The organism is Nonlabens arenilitoris (genome assembly GCF_002954765.1).
GTDB classification, from domain to species: domain Bacteria; phylum Bacteroidota; class Bacteroidia; order Flavobacteriales; family Flavobacteriaceae; genus Nonlabens; species Nonlabens arenilitoris.
The window spans coordinates 255,507-278,227 of sequence record NZ_MTPW01000001.1 but is presented as its reverse complement, the minus strand read 5'-3'; the positions used below and the strand labels follow the sequence as shown (position 1 = coordinate 278,227).

The following is a 22,721-nucleotide window of genomic DNA, read 5'->3' as shown; positions in this document are numbered from 1 at the left end:
GCTTTAATTAAGCGTTATCTCAACAAAAGTACTAGAAAATACTATCTTTGAGCGCTTAAAAAAATGAAGATGAAAAACCTTAAATACATTATAGCTAGTTGTCTTATTATAATCATAGCTATCGCTTGTAGTCCAGATGATGATTCAACTACTGTTGCGATTAGAGATCGCCAAGAAGTGGATCTTGAAGATCAGTTAGAGTTACAAAATTACTTAGCCTCACATTTTTGGAATTATGAAGATTATGCAAATAATCCTGTAGGTAGTGATTTTGAAATAAAATTTGATTCGTTAGTAGGTGTGAACGCAAATAAAATTCCTTTATCACAACAAGTTACCACTTCTGTATTGAGAAGAGAAGGAATTGACTATACGGTTTATACACTTAACGTAAGACAAGGTGCTGGCGCAAAATCTCCTTCATTTGCAGACAGTACTTTAGTAAGTTATAAAGGTTATCAACTTAATAAAGAAATGAATGACAACGGCTCATATCAGCAAATTGTTTTTGATTCTTCAACTAATTCAATTTGGTTTGATTTACCTCAGGTAGTTAGTGGTTTTATGGAAGGTGTGACTCAATTTAATGAAGCTACATCCATCACACCTCAACCAGATGGTACCTTATCATATGAGAATGGTGGCATTGGAGCTGTTTTTATGCCATCTGGCTTAGGTTATTTTTCTAGTTCTGTTTCTGGGATACCTTCATATTCACCTTTAATTTTTACTTTTCAACTTAGAGCGGTAAAAGTTACTGATCACGATGGTGATGGAATTTTCTCTAAATTTGAAGATCTAGATGGAGATCGCAACTTAAGATCATCTGATAATGCTGACAATACTGATGAGGATACTATTGGTAGATTTAATTATATCGATGCCGATGATGATAATGATGGTGTAAATACCATCGATGAAAATGCAGATCCTAATGGAGATGGAGACCCTAGCGACGCGCTGGATACTGATGGAGATGGAGTGCCAGACTACTTAGATGCAGATACTGCTATTGCTGTAACGACATAAGTTTAACTGAGCCATTGATCGATTATAATAAAAGCCTCACTAGAGGCTTTTATTATAATTATAGATTTGTGATTATCGCAATTATAAATCTATAAATTCTTTAATAATGCAAATTTAATAGTGATTAACACAATAATATTGTCTTGAATTTAAAAATCAAGATTATGAAATCTATTGCAATTTGTATCATCGCTTTATTCGTATCACTGTGTTGTTTGGCGCAGAATAATGATGCTACGTCATCAGATGAACTAAACATCAATCAAAATATTCCTTATGTTAAAATAGGTGCTGGGTATTGGGTTCCTACTAAAAATTTATCTCGTTTTTTAAATAACGCTCCATTTTTTGAATTGGGTGTGGTTGTACCTGATGACTTTTATAATAGAAGTTTTGAATTAGGAATTCAACTAGTCATTCCAGATCAAGAAAATTATTTCTTACTAAGAGATAATAATCTAGATTTTGAAATAGAAGCCACCACAATTTTAAACGCTTATCTCAAACTTAATAAGTACATATGGGAAAGTGATCAAAATCGAGTAGAACTTAGTTTCGGTTTAGGAATATCGTCTATATTTCTCGATCCGGTGACTAGGGATGGAGATGCCGTTTTAGACTATGACAATATTAATTCCTTTCTTGTGGCACCGGGATTATCATATACACTCAATCTTAAAGATAAATCATTAATACAGATTTCTTTAGAAATGCATTACACACCATTTAAAATGGAGAGAGGAACGACTAAAGATCTTGATTCTTTTTCTTTGTTGCCTAAGATTTCTTATCGTTTTTAAATGATAAATTATAGCAAAAAAAAATCCTTAGAGCATGCTCTAAGGATTTCAAAATTAAAATAATAAAAGAATTACTTTCTACTGATTACTTTTTCAGCTTTCAATGCGATATTCTCGGCATTTAAGCCATATTTTTCTAATAATTGTGCTGGTGTTCCACTTTCACCAAAGGTATCTTGTGTAGCAACAAATTCTTGTGCCGTTGGGTGATGCATTGCCAGTGTACGAGCAACGCTTTCTCCTAATCCACCTAGATAATTGTGTTCTTCGGCAGTAACGACACAACCAGTTTTCTTTGCTGATGCTATAATAGCAGCTTCATCAAGTGGTTTAATTGTATGTATGTTAATAACCTCAGCACTGATTCCTTTTTCATTAAGAGTTTTAGCCGCTTCTAAAGCTTCCCAAACTAAATGACCTGTTGCGATGATTGTTACATCAGTTCCTTCTTGTAGCATTACTGCTTTACCTATTTCAAAAGTTCCATTTTCTGGAGTGAAGTTAGCTACTTTAGGTCGGCCGAATCTTAGGTAAACAGGTCCGTGATGCTCTGCAATGGCAAGTGTAGCTGCTTTAGTTTGATTGTAGTCACACGTGTTGATTACAGTCATACCTGGTAACATTTTCATCAATCCTATGTCTTCTAAAATTTGGTGTGTTGCACCATCTTCACCTAGAGTAAGACCTGAATGCGATGCACAGATTTTCACATTCTTATCAGAATATGCGATGCTTTGTCTGATCTGGTCATAAACACGACCTGTAGAAAAGTTAGCAAAAGTTCCTGTAAATGGAATTTTTCCACCTATAGTCATTCCTGCAGCGATTCCCATCATGTTAGCCTCTGCAATACCAACTTGAAAGAAACGCTCTGGATGATTGTCTGCAAAAGCATTCATTTTTAAAGAACCTGTTAAGTCAGCACATAGAGCGACAACTTTCTCATTCTTTTTTCCTAGTTCTGTAAGTCCATCACCAAAACCTGATCTGGTATCCTTACTTCCTGTGTTTTCGTAAATTTTCATATACTCATGCTGTTGTGACAGCGTGTTTTAATTAATAATCACCTAAGGTTTCTGGATTCTGTCTTAACGCCTCAGCAAGCTGCTCATCATTAGGAGCAATACCATGCCATGCATGAGATCCCATCATAAAGTCGATACCATTACCCATTTCTGTATGAAGAAGAATGCAAACTGGTTTACCTTTTCTTGTAAGGTCCATAGCTTCTTTCATACCAGTAATAATCGCATCAACGTCATTTCCTTTATCAACAGTTATAACATCCCATCCAAAAGCTTCAAATTTATTACGTAAATCACCTAATGCAAGTACCTGTTCTGTACTACCGTCAATTTGTTGACCGTTAACATCAATTGTGGATATTAAATTGTCCACTTTATTAGCAGCAGCATACATGGCTGCTTCCCAGATCTGTCCTTCCTGTAGTTCACCATCTCCATGAAGTGTGAAAACAGTTTTATCATCTCCATTCAGTTTTTTTACCTGTGCAGCACCTATGGCAACACTCATTCCTTGACCTAGTGATCCACTTGCGATGCGCACACCTGGCAAACCTTCATGTGTTGTTGGGTGTCCTTGTAGTCTAGTGTTAAGTTTTCTAAAAGTACTCAACTCAGATACTGGAAAATATCCAGCACGAGCAAGAACACTATAAAAAACAGGTGAGATGTGACCATTAGAAAGAAAAAATAAATCTTCATTTATTCCGTCCATATTAAAGCTAGGATCATGATCCATAACTTCGTTATATAAGGTTACAAGAAATTCTGTACAACCTAGAGAGCCTCCAGGATGTCCACTACTTACTGCATGTACTTGTCTTACGATATCGCGACGTACTTGCGTTACTAAATCTTTTAAGTGCTGTGTATCAGCCATTTTGGTTTTTTTTGATAATGTTTCAAAGTTAGAACGATTCTCATTTTTTTAAGGAATGAAATCAACAGCACTTATTAACTAAAATCCACCTTTTGTAAACAAATTATAGAATTAATGAAGATGGCTTTACTTCTTAGTATCTTAAGAGTAGTCGTAATCACGCTTTCGCGAAAGCGTAATCTCAATATATATAATCCTATTTAACAACCATGATTAGATGCTACTCAGTTTGAGATCGTAAAATGGAGTACAAATTCAAGTTCATTAAAGTATCTTTGCGGCGCATGAAATTTGATTTATTACAAACTGATTCACAAAGCCAGGCGAGAGCTGGAGTTGTGCACACGGACCATGGAGCAATTGAGACTCCTATATTTATGCCTGTAGGTACTGTAGGTACTGTAAAAGGTGTACACCAGCGAGAGCTAGAAAATGAGGTTAATCCCGACATTATACTGGCAAATACTTACCATCTTTATTTAAGACCTGGTATAGATGTATTAGAAAAAGCTGGTGGATTACATAAATTTATGAATTGGGATCGTCCTATTCTCACAGATTCTGGTGGTTACCAAGTATATTCTTTGAGTGCAAATCGCAAGATTAAAGAAGAAGGTGTGAAATTTAAATCACATATTGATGGATCATACCACTTCTTTACACCAGAACGTGCGATGGATATACAGCGCAGTATAGGCGCAGATATTATAATGGCATTTGATGAGTGTACTCCTTATCCTTGTGAGTATAATTATGCCCGACGTAGTATGCACATGACTCATCGATGGTTAAAGCGATGTATAGAGCATTTTAATAGTACACCAGATAAGTATGGTTTCAGCCAGACTTTATTCCCTATTGTTCAAGGTAGTACGTATAAAGATTTAAGAGAGCAAAGTGCAGAGTTTATTGCAAATTGTGACATGCCTGCAAATGCAATAGGTGGACTTTCCGTAGGAGAGCCTGCCGAAGAAATGTATGCGATGACAGACGTGGTTACTGCCGTATTGCCTAAGGATAAACCTAGATATCTTATGGGTGTAGGTACACCTATTAATTTATTAGAAAATGTAGCCTTAGGTGTTGATATGTTCGACTGTGTGATGCCTACACGTAATGGTCGTAATGGAATGATTTTTACTGCCCATGGTACCATGAACATGAAGAATAAAAAATGGGAAACAGATTTCTCACCTTTAGATCCGGCAAATTATGCATGGGTAGATACTGCATATTCTAAAGCTTATGTAAGACATCTATTTACTGTAAACGAGATGTTAGGTAGACAAATTTGTACGATACACAATTTATCTTTTTATTTATGGTTAATGAGAGAAGCTCGTAAGCATATACTAGCTGGTGACTTCCGAACATGGAAGGATAAAATGGTGAAACAAATGGATAATAGACTCTAGTGCTTAAAATTCTAGATAGATACATATTAAAACAATACTTAGGAGCTTTTCTACTGCTCTTGTGCCTTTTCATACCTATTATGATTACTGTGCACATTGCAGAGAAGATAGGGAAGATATTAAGTAAAGACATTCCTTTTACTGAGGTGATGATGTATCTACTGGATTTTACTATCTATTTTTCAAATTTCTTATTTCCTATTTTTCTCTTTATTTCTACCATGTTTTTTACTTCAAAACTGGCTAATAATACAGAGATAGTCGCTTTTTTAAGTTCTGGAGTGTCTTACAATAGATTCTTGCGTCCTTATATAATAGGAGCAGTTTTAGTATGTGTTACAGCATTAGTTTTTAGTACCGTATTTGTGCCAGATGCTGCTGCAGGATTTAATGAGTTTCAGTTTAAATACTTTAAGTCAGAAAAAGAACGGCAAACCAATAATGTTTTCCGGCGTATATCAGATGACGATTATGTATATGTGAGTAATTACAATTCTGGAAGAAAAACAGGATATGATTTTACCCTAGAGCATTTTAATGGAAATGAGCTAGAGTATAAAATATATGCAGAACGTATTGCTTTTAAAGACAGCATTTACACACTTAGTCGTTATAAAAAACGTGTGCTTCAAGAAAATGGAGAGATTTTAACCACTAAGGCAAAACTAGACACCATTCTTAATTTTGATATAGATGAGTTAACTCCATCTTCTTATGTGGCAGAAACCTTGTCCTATCAAAAGCTTCTTGATTTTATTGAGACAGAAGAAAGTCGTGGAAATGGTAATATGAATGTTTATTACGTGGAAAAGCACAAACGTACTTCCATACCTGTAAGTGCTTTAATATTTACTATAATAGCCGTTGCGGTATCGTCTGTAAAAAAGCGAGGTGGAATGGGTGTAAATCTAGCCATCGGATTAGGGATTGCTATGAGTTACATGTTCCTAGATAAAGTATTTGGTACTATCGCAGAGAAAAGTACATCGTTTGAACCATGGATCGCCGTTTGGGCTCCTAATATATTCTTTGGTATAGTAGCTTTATTACTGATAAGAAATGCGCGACGATAGATTATTAAATTATCTCCATCTTCATTTTATAGTTTTCATTTGGGGTTTTACTGCAGTATTAGGTGCGCTTATTTCAATAGAATCTGTGCCGCTAGTCTGGTGGCGCATGGTACTAGCCGTCATTATGATTGTGATCTACATGAAGGTGAAAAAGATTCCGTTTCAATTTACGGGTGTTCATAAATTACCTCGTAAGCGTTTACTATCCATTTGTCTAGCAGGTATGGTTATCGCCTTGCACTGGATTACATTTTTTGGTGCCATAAAAGCGTCTAATGTATCAGTCACTCTTGCGATGATGAGTACAGGAGCTTTCTTCACAGCCTTGCTTGAACCGCTGTTCACACCTAAAAAATTAGTTTGGTATGAATTAATATTTGGCATGTTGATTATAGGCGCTTTGTATTATATTTTTCAAGTAGAAACGGAATATGTTACGGGAATGGTGTTGGGATTAACCAGTGCTTTTTTAAGCGCTACATTTTCCATTATGAATGTCACGTTTGCAAAAGAACATCCACCATCAATGATATCGTTTTATGAATTGTTAAGTGGTGTAGTATTACTATCCTTATTTTTTACGCTCCCACAATTTGACTTTGTAGGACCACAACAATTGACTAGTGATGACTGGTTGTGGATGGGAATACTGGCATCTGTATGTACTGCTTATGCGTTTATCGCTAGTGTAAAAGTAATGAAGTATTTAAGTGCTTATACGGTCATGCTTACCACAAACCTTGAGCCAGTTTATGGGATTTTACTAGCGTTTTTCATATTAGGCGATGCCGAGCAAATGACACCACAGTTCTACATCGGTGCTATTGTAATTCTTGTCGTTATCGTGCTTAATGGCTTTATAAAGACACGTTTACAGCGCAAATAGTGGACGCTTTTATAGATTAACAATTGTCTTTAAAGTTAAAAGGCTGTTTTATCTCGCTTACGCGAAAGCGAATAAAATTAAACCTCTTAATATCTTATACTTTTGAGGTGCTATCGCTTAAAAGAATCTATTATATTTGTCTTCCTAACAAGAACAACCCTAAGTTTATGGAATATCTTGATTTTGAATTACCTATCAAGGAACTTGAAGAAAAATACCAGCAAACGCTGGCCATAGGAAGTGATAGCGAAGTAGACGTTACCGCAACCTGTAAACAAATAGAGAAAAAATTAAAAGCGACTCGCAAAGAGATTTATGGCAATTTAACGCCATGGCAACGTGTGCAAATGTCACGTCATCCTGCTCGTCCTTATACACTAGATTATATCAAAGCAATTTGTGGTGACACATGGCTCGAGCTGCACGGTGATCGTGGAGTAAAGGATGATAAAGCGATGATAGGTGGACTAGGTAAAATAGGCGATCAGAGCTTTATGTTCATCGGTCAGCAAAAAGGTTTTAATACCAAAACACGTCAGTATCGCAATTTCGGTATGGCAAATCCTGAGGGATATCGTAAGGCTTTACGTCTTATGAAAAGTGCCGAGAAATTTGGTGTTCCTGTAGTATGTCTTATTGATACACCAGGTGCATATCCAGGACTAGAAGCTGAGGAACGTGGACAAGGTGAAGCTATTGCTCGTAATATTCTTGAAATGACACGTTTAAAAGTGCCTATCATTGTAATGATTATAGGTGAAGGAGCAAGTGGTGGAGCGCTAGGTATAGGAGTAGGTGATCGAGTAATTATGCTTGAAAACACATGGTACTCTGTCATCTCACCAGAATCTTGTTCTTCTATTTTATGGCGCAGCTGGGAATTTAAAGAACAAGCTGCAGATGCGTTAAAGCTAACTGCGACTGATATGAAAAAAATGAAGCTGGTTGATGAGATCCTCAAAGAACCAATTGGTGGCGCGCACACGAATAGACCAGATACTTTTAAAGCAGTAAGTGCATGTATACTACGCCATTATGAAGAGTTGAAAGGTCTAAAGGCTGATAAGCTAGTAGAACAGCGCATGGATAAATATTGTAATATGGGTGTTTTTAAAGAATAAGCCCATTAACATTTTATATTTAAAATCCCTTGACTAATCGGTCTAGGGATTTTTTATCTCTGTTGGTGAATTATACTATTGCTTATGCATCATCTTAATCCTCAAGCATCCAAGAATTTTCTTTGAAAAAGTAGGAGAAATCGTGATGTAAAACTTATCAACGACCTTATTTTTGTTTCAAATTTAGGCGCGATTTTTGTCGCCTATTGATTTACAATGCAATCAAAAAAAACTGCAGTTATCAACAGGTTGTCATCATAATAAATAGTTAAATTGTTAACTATCGTGTGACATCCTGATACGTAATAAACATCTTTAAAACACTACTTTTGAACCTATGGAAAAAATTCAATCATTAGCCGTATCTAAAACAGACAACAGCATGGTCGTTCCTCTTGAGAGAGGAAAGATACCACCGCAAGCTGTTGATTTAGAGAAGGTTGTTCTAGGAGCGTTGATGATTGATGGTAAAGGTGTGGATGAGGTTATAGACCTTTTAACACCTGAGGTTTTCTATCAAAAATCCCATCAATACATCTTTGATGCTATTGATAAACTGTTTAAAAGCGGTAGTCCAGTCGACTTATTAACCGTTAGTGCTCAATTGCGTAAAGATGAGAAAAGTGAAGCCGCTGGTGGTGACCATTATCTTGTGCAATTGTCACAGCTTGTAAGTTCAACGGCACACATTGAATTTCACGCTAGAATTATACAGCAAAAGTTTATTCAACGTAGTTTGATTAAATTATCTACAGAGATTATTTCAGACTCTTATGAAGAGTCTACAGACGTTTTTGACCTACTTGATAAGGCAGAATCTAAACTGTATGAGGTAACTCAAGGTAACATTAGAAAAAGTACAGAGTCTGCAATGGATCTGGTAAAACAGGCAAAGCAGCGCATTGAAGATATCGCAAACCGTGATGGATTAAGTGGTATACCTACTGGATTTACAGATCTAGATCGATTAACATCTGGATGGCAGCCTAGTGATTTAATTATTATCGCGGCACGTCCTGGTATGGGAAAAACGGCCTTTACACTTTCTATGGCACGTAATGTAGCTGTAGGATCTAATATACCAGTAGCATTCTTCTCTCTAGAGATGAGTTCTGTACAATTGATCACTCGTTTGATATCCTCAGAAACTGGATTGAGCAGTGAGAAATTAAGAACCGGTAAGCTTGAGCCATTTGAATGGGAACAGCTTAACGTTAAAGTAAAAGATCTAGAGCGAGCACCTATTTTTATTGATGATACACCATCTCTATCCATTTTTGACTTGCGTGCAAAGTGTAGACGTCTGGCCTCACAACATGGTATTAAGTTAATCATGATTGATTACTTACAATTAATGACGGCACAAACAGGTGCAAAAGGTGGTAACCGTGAACAAGAAATCTCTACCATTTCTCGTAATCTTAAAGCACTAGCAAAAGAACTGAGTGTTCCTGTAATTGCACTATCGCAACTATCGCGTGCGGTAGAGACTCGTGGTGGTAGTAAAAGACCATTACTATCTGACCTGCGTGAATCTGGAGCAATCGAGCAAGATGCAGATATTGTATCCTTTATCTATAGGCCAGAGTATTATAACCTTGAAGAATGGGATGATGATGATCGCAGCCCAACCGCAAATCAAGCCGAATTTATCGTTGCAAAACACCGTAATGGAGCTACAGATGCGATACGTCTTAAATTCCTTGGGCAGTTTGGTAAGTTTGATAATCTTGATGATTTCTCGACGCCATATGAATTTGGTTCAAAAATGAATGCGGCAAACGATGATACTAACAGGCCAGATGGACTTGATCCTAGAAGTTTACCTAGTGCTCAAGACGCCTTTGGTGATTTCCCAGCGAGCCCAGATGATGAGGTTCCTTTCTAGGTCATCTTTAAAAAGCATATACTTTTTTCTATAACTACTTCGTTCTTTGCTATCTTAGCCATCGAGCCATAGTATGGCATTTTTTATGATGTAGATGATTGGGTTTACGCTTTCGCGAAAGCGTAATGAACCATCTCACAGCTCAAAAGAACACATGTTTATGTTTAAGAAACTTCTATTATACGCCTTTCTAGCACTATGGGCACCAATGGCAATGGGACAATATTTATTTGTTCCTATGGATGCAGACACGCAAAACGATCACTTAAAAGCCTATGGCGTTTCCTATTGGGTACTCAGCAAAGGAACCAAAGTAAAATGGTTATTGAACTACCGTGGTGGCTCTTTTTTAATGCCCAATGTTGATGAAATAAAGAAAGAATTAACTGTACGCGGCGTGAGTTATGAGGAAATGACAGAAAGTGAAGTGAGCGATATACTTGCTCTTATTGCTAGTCCTTCTCAAAACATGCAAGAAGTATTGCTAGAAAAAGCACCAAAAATAGCCGTGTATACACCTACAGGAAAGTTGCCATGGGATGATGCGGTAACGATGGTACTTACCTATGCAGAGATTCCTTATACTAAGGTCTATGATGAAGAAGTCTTGGCAGACGAGTTATTACTCTATGACTGGCTGCACTTGCACCATGAAGATTTTACAGGACAATATGGTAAATTTTATAGAAGCTTTAAAACAGCAGCCTGGTACATTCAAGAAAAAAAGGAAGCCGAAGAACGCGCTGCTAAACTAGGATACGACAAGGTAAGTGAGGCAAAACGTGACGTAGCACTTAAAATACGAGATTATGTAGTCGGTGGTGGCTTTATGTTTGCGATGTGTAGCGCTACAGACAGCTTTGACATTGCCCTTGCTGCCGAAGGTGTTGATATCGCAGAGCCTATGTTTGACGGTGATGCCAGTGATCCCGCATATCAAACAAAAATTGATTACACAAAGACCTTTGCTTTTACAGATTTTACCTTAGAACGTTCACCTAATGTGTATGAATTCAGCTCTATAGACATGACGCAGAAGCGTGGTATTAAAAAAGAACTGGATTACTTTTCTTTAATGGATTTCAGCGCAAAATGGGATCCTATCCCAACAATGTTGAATCAAAACCACACCAGTCTGGTAAAAGGATTTATGGGGCAAACGACTAGTTATGACCGTGATGAGGTAAAGAAAAATGTGCTAGTTCTAGGAGAAAACAGATCTAATAAAGAAGCAAAATACATTCATGGAATACGTGGTAAAGGATTCTTCACCTTTTACGGTGGACACGATCCAGAAGATTACCAGCATAGAGTAGGAGATCCACCTACAGAGTTGAGCCTGCATCCCAACTCGCCAGGATATCGTTTGATATTAAATAACGTATTATTCCCAGCAGCTAGAAAGAAGAAGCAGAAGACTTGATTAGAATATCTATAATCGTTTGTTTAAAATTAATTTGATGCAAGAAGAAACTGTTTATCATTATACCACATTAGAAACATTATACCATATAATTAATCAATCAACAGTAGACTCTTTAACTCTAAGAGCAACACATGTTGATTTTTTAAATGATTTTACCGAACATACTATTGCAGTTGGATTATTGAAGGAAGAATTAATATCTTACGATAATAATCTTGCCAATGATTCGAAGAATTTTTCAAAAATTCTCAATGATAAGAGAATGACTTTTTTTAGAAATGAAGATATTGATGAATTGTATCCTCATATTATATCTTTTTCCGAGTGTGGTGATAGTTTACCTATGTGGAATACTTATGCGGATAAGTCTAAAGGTATTGCTTTGGGGTTTGATAAAAGTCTGTTAGCAGAATTGAATAGAGAATATCGTTTTGAAAAATGTGTGTATAATTCCTCACAATACGAACAATACTTAAAGCAAAATATACAGACGCTTCATAAATGTATAGAGGTTAATTCTTATAGTATAGGTTTCACTCAAAATCTTGATTCTCATATACTTCAGGATCATTTTAAATACCTTCCAATTTTAAAAGATAAAGGTTACGAATATGAAAAAGAATGCAGATTAATTATTCCTAATAAGATTAGTGAGTTATCAAATTTAAAATTTCAGGTTACTGATAGTTTTTATAAGCCTTTCAAAGAAATTAAATTTCCTTTTGAGTGTTTAACTGAAATTATTTTGGGGCCTTGTTTGAGTTTGGAAAAAATGAAAACGTCTTTATATTTAATTTTAAGTCAAAAAGGGAGGAAACTAAGTCTTGATAAAGAGAAAGGAAAGATATTATTAAAACAAAGCGAGATTCCTTATCGTAATATTTAATATTGGAATGTTCTTTAATTTTTTTTCCACGTCACTCGTGATATAAACGCGCGCGACATTTGAAATAACAAGAAAAAAAAATATCAACGTCGCGCGCGTTTGCAACGCGTTCGTTCTAATGTAGCATTTGTCATGCGATTGTCAATTCCATACACATAATTTAGTAATGATGGATGTAGAGTTATCTCTTGTATTTCTACAATACTGTTGTTTCATAAACAAGTAGATTTAAAAAAACATATTAAATTAGGAGTTGCATTACAAATGCGATTAAAGTTGAGCACGCGTTGCAAACGCGCGCAACATTTCCACGTGGAGATGATTGTAAATGTCCAGTAGTTTTGACAAAAAGGTTTTAGTTTAATGATTGCATTACTAATGCAATTTTAGTTGAGCACGCGTTTGTAACGCGTTCGCTTTAATTAAGCATTTGCAATGCGATAAACATATTTTATATCTTGCATTTATGTCTGAGCGATACAAGGTAAAAGATCATGAAGAAAATTATTTCATTACAATGACTGTTGTGGATTGGATTGATTTGTTTACAAGAGATCGATATATTCATATTCTTGAAGATTCTATAAACTATTGTATTAAGGAAAAAGGATTAATCGTATTTGCTTATGTAATAATGCCCAGTCATGTCCATATGATTATAGGTACTCAAAAGATTGATTTAAATGATATTATTAGAGATTTAAAGAAATTTACTTCAAAAGCTTTCATTGAAGCAATTAATGAAGTTGGAGAAAGTCGATCTGAATGGTTATTGAATAAATTTGCTTTTCATGCAAAGAAATCAAAAAGACATTCAAATTATAAAGTATGGAAAGATGGTTTTCATCCAAAGATCATGGATCGGACTAAAAAGCTAGAAGCAGCATTCAATTATATTCATTATAACCCGATATCTGCTGGTTATGTTAAAAATGAAGAAGATTGGGTTCACAGCAGTGCAACTGCATATTTAGAGAATGGTAAATGTCCGATAGAAATCTCAAAATGGTATTAAGTGAAGTGTTTGCATTATAAATGCAATTATAGAGCATCACGCGTTATAAACGCGCGCGACATATGTAATTAAATTATCATGTTTATTATATCTGGTTTGTTCTTAATTCTATATTTACAAGTGTTTGATTTTATATTGGTTAGTTTTTTTGCTATAGTGGTGTTAACTTTTTTTAAAATTCAAAAACAATGAAACAGTCAAAAGTGTTGAGATTAAGATTTGTGATTATTGTATGTTCAATTTGTTACATTTTTGTTGCTTGTAGTTCTCAAAATTTGTTACATCATATAGACCGATTTGACGAAAAAGTTGAGATAATTACTAGGTATAATACTGATATCCTCCCGACTGAAGAAAGTGCAAAAAAAATGGCCTTATTAATTTGGGAGATTGGTTATAAATATGATTTGTCTGAATTTGAGAATTTCACAATAAAATCTCTAAACGAGGATCGAGTTTGGTTTGTTCAACTTTCAACTTGTAATAAAAATGAAAAACGCGCGCGTTGTAAAACTTACAATGTAGTATTGAACAAGAATACTTCAGAAGTGTTGGAAATTTGGAGAGGAAATATGTGATAACACTGGTAAATTACTAACCACGTTGCTCGCGTTGCAAACGCGCGCGACAATCAGCGACATTCAATAAGAGATTTTTTATTCATAATACTATAACTCTAGCAATTCCTTAGATTTCTTCAACTCCTTTTCAAACAATTCTTTAGTAACCTCAGTCTTATAAAACGGAATCATTTCCTGTAATTTACTTAATGTTTCAGGATTTTCTATGAGTTCTGGAAAAGCTTTTTCTATCACGTCTAGCATAATCTTTACCGCTGTAGAAGCTCCAGGAGAGGCGCCTAAAAGGCAAGTAATACTTCCATCTTTACTAGCTATGACTTCAGTGCCAAACTGCAACTGTCCGCCTTCAAATTCATCTTTTTTAATGATTTGAACGCGTTGTCCAGCAACTAGGTATTCCCAGTCTTCATTTTTGGCATTTTTATAGAACTTGCGCAAATCATCCATGCGGTCATCAAAGGACATCGTGACTTGGTTTATTAAGTATTGTGTTAATGGTAGATTATCCCAAAAGGACTCCAGCATGGGTTTAATATTATCGGTCTTAATTGATTTAAAAAGATCTAGATAAGAACCTTCTTTTAAAAACTTAGGACTAAAACCGGCAAAAGGACCAAATAGTAATTCGCGTTTCCCATTAATAAATCTCGTATCTAGATGTGGTGTGCTCATCGGTGGATCATTAGGTCCGGCTTTAGAATAAACCTTGCCGTAATGCTGGTTAATGATCTCTTGGTTTTTACAAACCAGCCACGCTCCACTTACGGGAAATCCGCCATAGCCTTCTTTTTCGTCTATTTCTACTTTTTGTAATAGTAACAAACTACCGCCACCGGCACCTATAAAAACATGGTGTGCACTTAAAGTTCTAGTATCACCACTGATCCTATTTTTAGTAATGACGTCCCATTCTATATCCTTATCAGGATCTACATCTTGAACCTCTTCATTAAATGAAACGGTGACGTTATATTCAGTTTCTAGGATATGGAATAGCTGTTCTGTTAGAGATCCGAAGTTCATCTCGGCACCACGATCGATTCTAGAGCCAGCCATATGATCGCTCTTATCACGATCTTCCATGATTAATGGAAACCATTCCTTCATTTTCTCTATAGATCTTGTGAATTCGATAGATTCAAACATGAAATGTTCTTTCATAGCGTGAAAGCGTCTCTCTAGATATTCTACATTATCTGCTCCATAAACCCAGCTATTATGAGGCACCGGATTTATAAAAGATTTAGGTTCTTTGATCAGATTTTGAGCTACCAGGTAACTCCAGAATTGTTTAGACATTTCAAATTGTGTACAAATGTCTATTGCCTTACTAATATCAACCTGATTATTTTGTTGAGGGCAATAATTAAGTTCACATAAAGCACTATGACCAGTTCCAGCATTATTCCATGCAGCACTACTTTCTTGAGCAACTTGATCTAATCGTTCTAAAATTAGAATGCGCATTTCTGGTTGAAGTATTTTAGTAATAAGGGCTAGCGTAGCGGTCATGATACCAGCGCCAACACATATAAGGTCGTAGTCTTTGTTTTCCATTCTCAATTTTAAGGATTATTAAATTAATGAGTAAGAAAAACGAGTTAAATGATAATGTATACATCATTTAATCAAACATAGGATAAAGTAATTAGTCGATAATGAGTCTGTTAAAGTGAGTATTTGTCGGTTATTGCAGCTGTTACGTCGATAAGATGTTTGTTTTTATCTTTAGTACGATTATTGACTGGAAATGATAATATCTTTGTAGTCTATGAAGAATTTGTATATTTTAATTATCATACTACTATCAGCTTTAAGTGCTCAGGCACAAGTTGGTATCGGCACAGATACTCCTGATCCATCAAGTATTTTAGATATTGAATCTACTGACGGCGGAATTTTAATTCCACGTATGGATGAGTCTGACAGAACCGCAATAGCAAGTCCTGTTCAAGGCCTTTTAGTTTATCAAACAAATAATGAAGATGGTTTTTATTATTTTAATGGTACCATCTGGATTAGATTAATTTCTAGTAGTGAATTTATCAGTGAAAGTGGTGTTGTACATAATACAACCGATATTGCACGAGACGATTTTGTTTTTGGAAGCACACAATTGAATAATATGAGTGGTGCGAGTGACGATTACAGAATGTTTTTTGATAAAGGAAAAGGAGCTTTCAGAGTAGGGTATAATGATAATACCGATTGGGATAATACAAATCTAGGTTCTTTTAGTATGGCGATGGGAAGAGATAACCTAGCAACCTCTTCTTATGCAATTGCTCTAGGATATGATAATACGGTATCTGGAACTGCAGCAACAGCTTTAGGGTATATTAATAATTCTACTGGAGATTATTCTGTTGCTATGGGTAGAGGAACGACAGCAAGTGGAGATCATTCCATATCTGCTGGTATTGCGTCAAGGGCGACAGGTTTAAATAGTATATCGATAGGAAATACAAGTGATGCCATTGCCGAAAATGCTATTGCATTAGGACGATTAAACGACGCCACTGCTATTAATAGTACTGCTATAGGTTTTTCAAATGTTGCATCTGGTGAAAACTCATTCTCACTGGGGAATAATAATTCTAGTACAGGTTTAGGTAGTTTTACATTAGGTAATAACCTTTCTAGTCCATCGGGAAGTGAGATGGTAGTAGGGACTTATAATGAGCGATATACACCTGTTAATGCAGCTGGATTTGATGCAGCAGATAGGTTATTTAGTGTCGGTAATGGATCTAGATTAAGTGGAACTACAACCTTTAGTAATGCCTTTACGATTCTTAAGAACTCTAATACTGGTATCAACACCTCATCACCGCAATCATCTTTAGACGTAAGGGCAGTCAATCATTTAGGAGCTGTTACAGCTACTGATGGTGTTTTAGTACCTAGAGTTATTGATTTAACGATAAACGGTTCTGAGAATGGACAGTTAGTATTCCTTAATGCTGATTGGGTTAATACATTAGGTACACCAGCTACAACAGATGACATCAGCTATAAAGAAGGTTTTCATTACTGGAATAGTACCGCTAGTGCCTGGTCACCGGTGAACACCGATGAGTCAGAATGGACGTATGATTCTGTTAATACAAGAACAACCGCTAACAGACCTGCAGATGCTGGTAACGATGTCGTGGTAACAGATGCTGGTGCTATTTATGCTAATACAGATCAACCGATGATAGCCAATGGTGATGTGTACACCAATGATAAGTTATTTGTAAATGGAGCTACTACTATCAATGAAGGTGCATTACGTGTGGTACGCACTAATGTAAATTCAAGTACCAACACATTTACCATGATAGACTTATCAAAACTAGCTGGTTATGGTCCTAAGTTTACGTACCGTATGGCCGTAGAAAATTTTGCAGGGACACGTGAAATGGGTGCTATTGTAGCGAGACTAGTTGATAATGATGATTCTTCCAGATCTTCAAAAATGGATTTTGTGACATACAACGTGTTAGGTCCTAGAGGAGGTTTTCAATCTGGTCTGATGATTAATAATCGTGGATACTTGGCGCTTTTCAAAGAGAATTCGCAAGACATTGATAATGATGAAGCAACACATAAGGTACATATTAAAGATGTAGATAATGATCCATTGAGAATAGAAGGTTTACAGACATCTACAGCAAGTACAGATAGAACTTTAATGATAACAGATACTGGCATTGTTAAACTTGCTAGTACAGGTGCTGAATTAAATAAAACGAGCTCATTTGAAGAAACAACTTCTGGAGCGTCTTATACTGCTACTTTAGAAGATTATACGATTAGAATTGTTAATGCTACAACTAGTATTGATTTACCAGCGCCAGCAGTTTCTAATAAAGGTAAAATTTTTATTCTTATAGCAAAAAATGACATCATAGGTTCTGTATCGATTCTAAGTGGTGGATCTGTACTTAATATTACTGACGATTCTCTATCAGGCGCTAACACTTTTAATACTCTAATGGCTTCTGACCGATATACTATCCAGAGTACAGGAACAGAATATATAGTCATCTCGCATTAAATAATATCTTATACCGTATTAATAACGGAAAGATTAATTTTAGTTTTCAATAATGGCAAAGCGAGTGTCTTTTTTGATGATATAAAAGTGTAAGTTTTTATAAGGTAGAGAGTGCTATCTCAATCATTTTTTGAAATGTCGTTTCTCTTTCTTCAGACGTTGTATGTTCTCCTGTTACCAGTGAATCTGATATAGTCAGTATAGAAAGTGCCTTAACATTGTGCTTTGCTGCAATGGTATATAATCCAGCAGTTTCCATTTCTACACACAATACACCATAGTTTGCCCATTGTTTATAGTTTTCAAAGTCGTCTTCATAGAACTCATCTGCAGATAAAATGTTACCAGCTTTAATGTCAATATTATTTTCTCTTGCATATAGACACGCTTTTAAAAACAAATCAAAATTTGCAGTAGGAGAGTAGTCGGCATTCTTAAATCTTGAATTATTAATTCCAGATGTCGTACTGGCAGCCATTGCAATCACAATATCTCTTATCACTACATCCTTTTGATAAGAACCAGCAGATCCTACACGTATTAAATTCTTTACTCCATAATCATTAATCAGCTCATGACAGTAGATAAGTGCAGACGGTATTCCCATACCAGTTCCTTGTACAGATACAGGCTTACCTTTATAGCTTCCAGTATAGCCCAACATGCCACGTACATCATTATAGCAGGTTGGTTTATCCAGAAAGGTTTCAGCTATCCATTTTGCACGCATAGGATCTCCAGGAAGAAGTACCGTTTCTGCAATTTGCCCTTTTTTGGCCTCTATATGTGTACTCATTGTATGGTTCTTTAATGATTATACTTTTATGATATCAATACCAGATGACGTTCCTATTCTATCAACGCCCAAGGCAATGTACTCTAGAGCAGTCTCTTTATCTCTAATACCACCAGAGGCTTTAATTTTAATTTTATTACCTACTGCTTTTTTCATTAAACTTACATTTTCAATGGTTGCGCCACCAGTCCCAAAACCAGTTGAGGTTTTAATGAAGTCTACCTTTACCTCTAGGCATATGTCACAGGCATTTTTAATTTGACTATCAGTGAGGTAACAGTTCTCAAAGATGACTTTAAGTACTTTTCCTTTTGAAGCTTCTCGCACTGCAAGGATATCTTTTTTCACTGTTTCAAGATCATTATTTATTAAGGCTCCTATTTGTAATACCATGTCGATCTCATCAGCACCATGCGCTATTGCATCTTTAGTTTCAAAAACTTTGGTTTCGGTACTCACAGCTCCTAGTGGAAATCCCACAACGGTAGCTATTTTTATCGAGGTGTTTTTTAATTGCGCTTTCGCGAAAGCGGTATAACAACCATTAACGCATACCGCATAAAAATGGTGCTCCATAGCTTCTTTACATAATATGGCTATATCGTCTAATGTAGAAGTTGCTTTAAGTTGTGTATGGTCTATATAAGTGTTGATAGAGTTCATGTGGTATTAATGTTGAGTAGGCGAGGTTACTTTTATATTTGTTGTAGGCATTCTTATTACTTCAAATGTAGTAGATGCTAATGAAACGATTCCATTAGTGGCATGAATTGCCTGTTGAATTTGCTGTTGTAAGTCATGTTTTGTAACGCGTCTTTTTTTATAGTCTACAATATATCTCAGATTAAGTTGTATCCAGTTATCAGTAAGTGTGATGGCTATAGTAGGCTCTACCATAGCATCTTCAATGTAGTATTTTGAAACTACATTTTGCCAGTGGCTTTTTGAGAGATTGACATAATCTGACAGTGTTTTTTGAGCAATATCAGCGACAATTTTTTTGGTAAGTTCTAAATCTGATGTGTAATGGATAGGTAAATTAAATTCATCCCAAATGAATGGGAAATCTTGAGAAAAATTATAAATGGGTCCTTTAAAAACAAAGGCATTACTTAATTTAACAATACGGCCACTATAATTATCTGTGCTTACCCATTCGCCTATTTCCATCATTGTAGTGTAGATACTGTCTATATCTATCACATCGCCTTTAATACCATTAATTTCTATTCGGTCACCAGGTTTATAGACCTTCACAAAAAATATATATAATGAACCTGCGATACTTAAAAAAAGCTCTTGAAGAGTGATGGCTATACCAGCAGATAGTAGCCCGATAGTAATTGTAAAGTCTGTGATATTACCAGTAAAGTAAGTAATGGATAAAAAGATGATAAAAATATAACCTATGATTTCAACACCTTTTTGAGATTTATATCTAGTGACACTATCAGGCAACTTTTTCTTTAATAATCTTCTAAGAACTTGTACAGCAATTAATATAGCGATAACCCAAACTAAATATTTAAAGATACTTGCCGTGGTAGGATTTTGCGAGATCCATGTTTGTAATTGATCGATTAGTTCCATCTATTAATTAAACTGTTCCGTATTTAATAATTATACCTATCTGACCAGCATGATAGGCTGTGTGTGAGATGATACGACCTAGAGCTTGTACTTTTGTTTTAATACCAAATTCTTTTGTTTCTATTTCTTGATCCCAGTCTGTAGAATTTTGCTTTTGAAGAATGTTGATTATAGTGTTTCTAGAGTTATCAAGCATTAATATCAATTTTTCTAGATCAGTCCATTCACCGGTGTCGTGTTGTGCAATGATGGTTTTGGCAATGATTTTTGTGTCTTTTGCTCCAAAAACATTTTTTGCAAAAAGTAGCTCAACCTCTGCTATATGACGAAGTAAATAGCCTAAACTATTACGGGAAGGCGCAAGTTTTTTCTTTAAGTCAAATGCAGTTATGTCACCTAATTGATTTTCTAATCTCGCGCGTGATTCTTTCCATAGTGCAATAAGATGTTCTGTTTGTGTCGTCATCATTAAATATCGTTATAGGTTATTTTGTACTGTTAGCATTAGTTGTGGATATGTTCTATAGTTTGTTTATTTCCATTTCTAACTTATTTAAAATAATAAGTTCTGATTTGTTTACCTGTGCATATGAGTATGCAATTGCTCTGGCAGTTTCTAAAATAAGACGGTTTACTTGATCATTATATAAATGCGGTTGTTCATTTTTATAAGTAATGAAAGCATTGTACATATCGTCTGCACTTTCATTAAAGAATTGAACTCCTTCAAATACGACTTCTATGAGGTGTGCCGCATCATTATCAAATATATCTGTGAGGTTATCATATTGTAGCCAGTAGTTTTCTATGTATTTTTTTAGAGTTTTAAATTCTTCTTGGGATACTTTTTTATCACTGAAAGCAATGGCATAAAATAACTTGCCTAGATTATGATAAAAAGCTTGAGTGGTTTTGATATTTGATTTCATAATCAGTGATTTATTTATCAAATTTATGAGTTGTTTTAAAGGAGAACTATGATTTATATCATGATAACAAAATGGTTGTATTTAATAGAAGAGAGATGTATTGATAAGGTTTAATAGCTTTATTACTGAGTTTAAAAAATCAGTTCTTTTAATTGTATTTTTGAGATATGAAGTTTTTTGAAGAAAGTGTAGAAGAAGCGTTTCGCATCTTATTTGAAGGTGCGTCAGAAGGTATAGTTGTAGTAAATTCAGAACAGTTTATTGTCGCAACTAACGCTTCGGCAAGAGGTATTTTTGGTTATGATAAAGAAGAGCTTGAAGGCCAGCATCTTCATACATTAATCCCATCATCTTATCACAAAGAACATCATTCTCACTTTGATGGTTTTATGAAGCACAGTCAGAAGCGAGAAATGGGTAAAGGTCGCGTGCTTTATGGAATGCGCAAAGACGGCTCACAATTCCCGGTTGAAGCTGGTTTAAATCCTTTTACATTACATGGTCACGATTACGTGATGGCTCTGGTCACAGATATTACGATACGTAAAGCTCAAGAAAAGTATATAGAAGATCTCAATAATCATCTAGAAGAGAAGATTGAAGAACGTACAAAATCTTTAAATGCAGCTGTTGAATCGCTGCAGGAAGAGGTATCGCTAAGAAAAGAAGCAGAGAGAAATGCTAATGAGGCGCTGCAAAAAGAAAAAGAATTAAATGAATTAAAGACAAAGTTCTTATCATTAGTTTCCCATGAATTTAAAACGCCAATAAGTGGTATTTTGACATCGGCAACATTAATTTCAAAATACTCCAAAGAAGAACATCAGGAAAAAAGGATAAAACACCTTAACACAATAAAAAGTAAAGTAAAATACCTTAATACAATAATAGATGATTTTCTATCTATTGAGCGATTAGATACCGGTAAGACTAATTATCGAATATCATCTTTTCCATTAAGTAAAGTGCTTAATGAGGTGATCTATGATGCAAATGTTCATCTGAAAGACGGTCAAAGTATAAATTACCCAAAAAATGCAGATGCTATAACATTAGATTTTGATGAAAAAATACTGGAATTGTCTCTTAGTAACCTTATACATAATGCTGTTAAGTATTCTAGTGAAGGTACTACAGTAGATATAAAAGTTTTAGAAAAGGAAGACTTTACAGAAATTAAAATAATTGATCAAGGTATAGGAATACCGGTACATGAACAACGTTTTATATTTGATCGTTATTTCAGGGCAGAAAATGTATTACTCAATCCAGGTACTGGTATAGGTCTTAATATTGTAAAAATCATTTAAAAAACTTAGGTGGTAATATTACATTTCAAAGT

The 22,721-nt window shown here is 35.2% G+C and carries 21 protein-coding genes; 13 read left to right on the top strand and 8 right to left on the bottom strand.

The window, feature by feature from the left end; all coding sequences use genetic code 11:
- Positions 1-69: 69 nt before the first annotated feature.
- Positions 70-1,029: an FKBP-type peptidyl-prolyl cis-trans isomerase gene (locus BST92_RS01210; RefSeq protein ID WP_211292409.1), complete on the top strand. Its 960-nt coding sequence runs from the start codon at positions 70-72 to the stop codon at positions 1,027-1,029.
- Between the two features lie 164 nt (positions 1,030-1,193).
- Positions 1,194-1,829, top strand: a complete 636-nt coding sequence (locus tag BST92_RS01205; RefSeq protein WP_105069820.1) for a hypothetical protein — start codon at positions 1,194-1,196, stop codon at positions 1,827-1,829.
- A 71-nt stretch (positions 1,830-1,900) separates the two neighbouring features.
- On the opposite strand, the gene BST92_RS01200 is transcribed toward BST92_RS01205, so the two are convergent.
- On the bottom strand, positions 1,901-2,854 hold the full coding sequence (locus BST92_RS01200; RefSeq protein ID WP_105069819.1) for a transketolase family protein: 954 nt from the start codon (positions 2,852-2,854) through the stop codon (positions 1,901-1,903).
- A gap of 31 nt (positions 2,855-2,885) precedes the next feature.
- A complete protein-coding gene (locus tag BST92_RS01195; protein ID WP_105069818.1) occupies positions 2,886-3,731 on the bottom strand; it encodes a transketolase in 846 nt (281 codons plus the stop codon).
- 284 nt (positions 3,732-4,015) lie between these two features.
- Between BST92_RS01195 and tgt the strand changes: the two genes are divergently transcribed.
- The 9 genes from tgt to BST92_RS01150 all read left to right on the top strand — a co-directional run bounded on the left by tgt (position 4,016) and on the right by BST92_RS01150 (position 14,019).
- Entirely contained in the window at positions 4,016-5,146 is a 1,131-nt protein-coding gene (gene tgt, locus BST92_RS01190; RefSeq protein WP_105069817.1) for a tRNA guanosine(34) transglycosylase Tgt, read from the top strand.
- On the top strand, positions 5,146-6,219 hold the full coding sequence (locus tag BST92_RS01185) for an LptF/LptG family permease (RefSeq protein WP_105069816.1): 1,074 nt from the start codon (positions 5,146-5,148) through the stop codon (positions 6,217-6,219). The genes tgt and BST92_RS01185 overlap by 1 nt, the downstream gene beginning before the upstream one ends.
- Positions 6,206-7,105: a DMT family transporter gene (locus BST92_RS01180; protein WP_105069815.1), complete on the top strand. Its 900-nt coding sequence runs from the start codon at positions 6,206-6,208 to the stop codon at positions 7,103-7,105. The genes BST92_RS01185 and BST92_RS01180 overlap by 14 nt, the downstream gene beginning before the upstream one ends.
- Before the next feature lie 167 nt (positions 7,106-7,272).
- Positions 7,273-8,226 carry an acetyl-CoA carboxylase carboxyltransferase subunit alpha gene (locus BST92_RS01175; RefSeq protein ID WP_105069814.1) on the top strand — a complete coding sequence of 318 codons (954 nt, stop codon included), beginning with the start codon at positions 7,273-7,275 and terminating at the stop codon, positions 8,224-8,226.
- 337 nt (positions 8,227-8,563) lie between these two features.
- Positions 8,564-10,114, top strand: a complete 1,551-nt coding sequence (gene dnaB, locus BST92_RS01170; protein WP_036579617.1) for a replicative DNA helicase — start codon at positions 8,564-8,566, stop codon at positions 10,112-10,114.
- A 208-nt stretch (positions 10,115-10,322) separates the two neighbouring features.
- Positions 10,323-11,537, top strand: coding sequence for an asparagine synthetase B (locus tag BST92_RS01165; protein WP_211292520.1), 1,215 nt, complete (start codon positions 10,323-10,325; stop codon positions 11,535-11,537).
- Positions 11,538-11,574: 37 nt separating this feature from the next.
- Entirely contained in the window at positions 11,575-12,426 is an 852-nt protein-coding gene (locus BST92_RS01160; protein ID WP_105069813.1) for a DUF2971 domain-containing protein, read from the top strand.
- Positions 12,427-12,892: 466 nt separating this feature from the next.
- Positions 12,893-13,441, top strand: a complete 549-nt coding sequence (locus BST92_RS01155; RefSeq protein WP_105069812.1) for an REP-associated tyrosine transposase — start codon at positions 12,893-12,895, stop codon at positions 13,439-13,441.
- Positions 13,442-13,629: 188 nt separating this feature from the next.
- A complete protein-coding gene (locus BST92_RS01150) occupies positions 13,630-14,019 on the top strand; it encodes a hypothetical protein (RefSeq protein WP_105069811.1) in 390 nt (129 codons plus the stop codon).
- A gap of 90 nt (positions 14,020-14,109) precedes the next feature.
- Here the strand turns inward: BST92_RS01150 and mqo are convergent, their stop codons facing one another.
- Entirely contained in the window at positions 14,110-15,579 is a 1,470-nt protein-coding gene (mqo, locus tag BST92_RS01145) for a malate dehydrogenase (quinone) (protein WP_105069810.1), read from the bottom strand.
- Positions 15,580-15,793: 214 nt separating this feature from the next.
- Between mqo and BST92_RS01140 the strand changes: the two genes are divergently transcribed.
- Complete coding sequence (locus tag BST92_RS01140; protein WP_105069809.1) at positions 15,794-18,064, top strand: hypothetical protein; 2,271 nt, start codon at positions 15,794-15,796, stop codon at positions 18,062-18,064.
- 97 nt (positions 18,065-18,161) lie between these two features.
- On the opposite strand, the gene deoD is transcribed toward BST92_RS01140, so the two are convergent.
- The 5 genes from deoD to BST92_RS01115 are packed head-to-tail and all read right to left on the bottom strand — an operon-like array spanning position 18,162 to position 21,379.
- Positions 18,162-18,860, bottom strand: coding sequence for a purine-nucleoside phosphorylase (deoD, locus tag BST92_RS01135; RefSeq protein WP_105069808.1), 699 nt, complete (start codon positions 18,858-18,860; stop codon positions 18,162-18,164).
- 18 nt (positions 18,861-18,878) lie between these two features.
- Entirely contained in the window at positions 18,879-19,523 is a 645-nt protein-coding gene (gene deoC, locus BST92_RS01130; protein WP_105069807.1) for a deoxyribose-phosphate aldolase, read from the bottom strand.
- Positions 19,524-19,529: 6 nt separating this feature from the next.
- Entirely contained in the window at positions 19,530-20,450 is a 921-nt protein-coding gene (locus BST92_RS01125) for a mechanosensitive ion channel family protein (RefSeq protein ID WP_105069806.1), read from the bottom strand.
- Between the two features lie 7 nt (positions 20,451-20,457).
- Complete coding sequence (locus tag BST92_RS01120) at positions 20,458-20,919, bottom strand: DinB family protein (RefSeq protein ID WP_105069805.1); 462 nt, start codon at positions 20,917-20,919, stop codon at positions 20,458-20,460.
- A gap of 52 nt (positions 20,920-20,971) precedes the next feature.
- Positions 20,972-21,379, bottom strand: coding sequence for a hypothetical protein (locus tag BST92_RS01115; RefSeq protein WP_105069804.1), 408 nt, complete (start codon positions 21,377-21,379; stop codon positions 20,972-20,974).
- Between the two features lie 167 nt (positions 21,380-21,546).
- Between BST92_RS01115 and BST92_RS01110 the strand changes: the two genes are divergently transcribed.
- Positions 21,547-22,689 carry a PAS domain-containing sensor histidine kinase gene (locus BST92_RS01110; RefSeq protein WP_342747817.1) on the top strand — a complete coding sequence of 381 codons (1,143 nt, stop codon included), beginning with the start codon at positions 21,547-21,549 and terminating at the stop codon, positions 22,687-22,689.
- Positions 22,690-22,721 lie beyond the last annotated feature (32 nt).

Excerpts from the sequence above, each read along its gene's own strand:
- BST92_RS01210 (WP_211292409.1), top strand. The coding sequence starts at position 70 with ATGAAAAACCTTAAATACATTATAGCTAGTTGTCTTATTATAATCATA.
- BST92_RS01205 (WP_105069820.1), top strand. The coding sequence starts at position 1,194 with ATGAAATCTATTGCAATTTGTATCATCGCTTTATTCGTATCACTGTGT.
- BST92_RS01200 (WP_105069819.1), bottom strand. The coding sequence starts at position 2,854 with ATGAAAATTTACGAAAACACAGGAAGTAAGGATACCAGATCAGGTTTT.
- BST92_RS01195 (WP_105069818.1), bottom strand. The coding sequence starts at position 3,731 with ATGGCTGATACACAGCACTTAAAAGATTTAGTAACGCAAGTACGTCGC.
- tgt (WP_105069817.1), top strand. The coding sequence starts at position 4,016 with ATGAAATTTGATTTATTACAAACTGATTCACAAAGCCAGGCGAGAGCT.
- BST92_RS01180 (WP_105069815.1), top strand. The coding sequence starts at position 6,206 with ATGCGCGACGATAGATTATTAAATTATCTCCATCTTCATTTTATAGTT.
- BST92_RS01175 (WP_105069814.1), top strand. The coding sequence starts at position 7,273 with ATGGAATATCTTGATTTTGAATTACCTATCAAGGAACTTGAAGAAAAA.
- dnaB (WP_036579617.1), top strand. The coding sequence starts at position 8,564 with ATGGAAAAAATTCAATCATTAGCCGTATCTAAAACAGACAACAGCATG.
- BST92_RS01165 (WP_211292520.1), top strand. The coding sequence starts at position 10,323 with ATGGCAATGGGACAATATTTATTTGTTCCTATGGATGCAGACACGCAA.
- BST92_RS01160 (WP_105069813.1), top strand. The coding sequence starts at position 11,575 with ATGCAAGAAGAAACTGTTTATCATTATACCACATTAGAAACATTATAC.
- BST92_RS01155 (WP_105069812.1), top strand. The coding sequence starts at position 12,893 with ATGTCTGAGCGATACAAGGTAAAAGATCATGAAGAAAATTATTTCATT.
- BST92_RS01150 (WP_105069811.1), top strand. The coding sequence starts at position 13,630 with ATGAAACAGTCAAAAGTGTTGAGATTAAGATTTGTGATTATTGTATGT.
- mqo (WP_105069810.1), bottom strand. The coding sequence starts at position 15,579 with ATGGAAAACAAAGACTACGACCTTATATGTGTTGGCGCTGGTATCATG.
- BST92_RS01140 (WP_105069809.1), top strand. The coding sequence starts at position 15,794 with ATGAAGAATTTGTATATTTTAATTATCATACTACTATCAGCTTTAAGT.
- deoD (WP_105069808.1), bottom strand. The coding sequence starts at position 18,860 with ATGAGTACACATATAGAGGCCAAAAAAGGGCAAATTGCAGAAACGGTA.
- deoC (WP_105069807.1), bottom strand. The coding sequence starts at position 19,523 with ATGAACTCTATCAACACTTATATAGACCATACACAACTTAAAGCAACT.
- BST92_RS01125 (WP_105069806.1), bottom strand. The coding sequence starts at position 20,450 with ATGGAACTAATCGATCAATTACAAACATGGATCTCGCAAAATCCTACC.
- BST92_RS01120 (WP_105069805.1), bottom strand. The coding sequence starts at position 20,919 with ATGATGACGACACAAACAGAACATCTTATTGCACTATGGAAAGAATCA.
- BST92_RS01115 (WP_105069804.1), bottom strand. The coding sequence starts at position 21,379 with ATGAAATCAAATATCAAAACCACTCAAGCTTTTTATCATAATCTAGGC.
- BST92_RS01110 (WP_342747817.1), top strand. The coding sequence starts at position 21,547 with ATGAAGTTTTTTGAAGAAAGTGTAGAAGAAGCGTTTCGCATCTTATTT.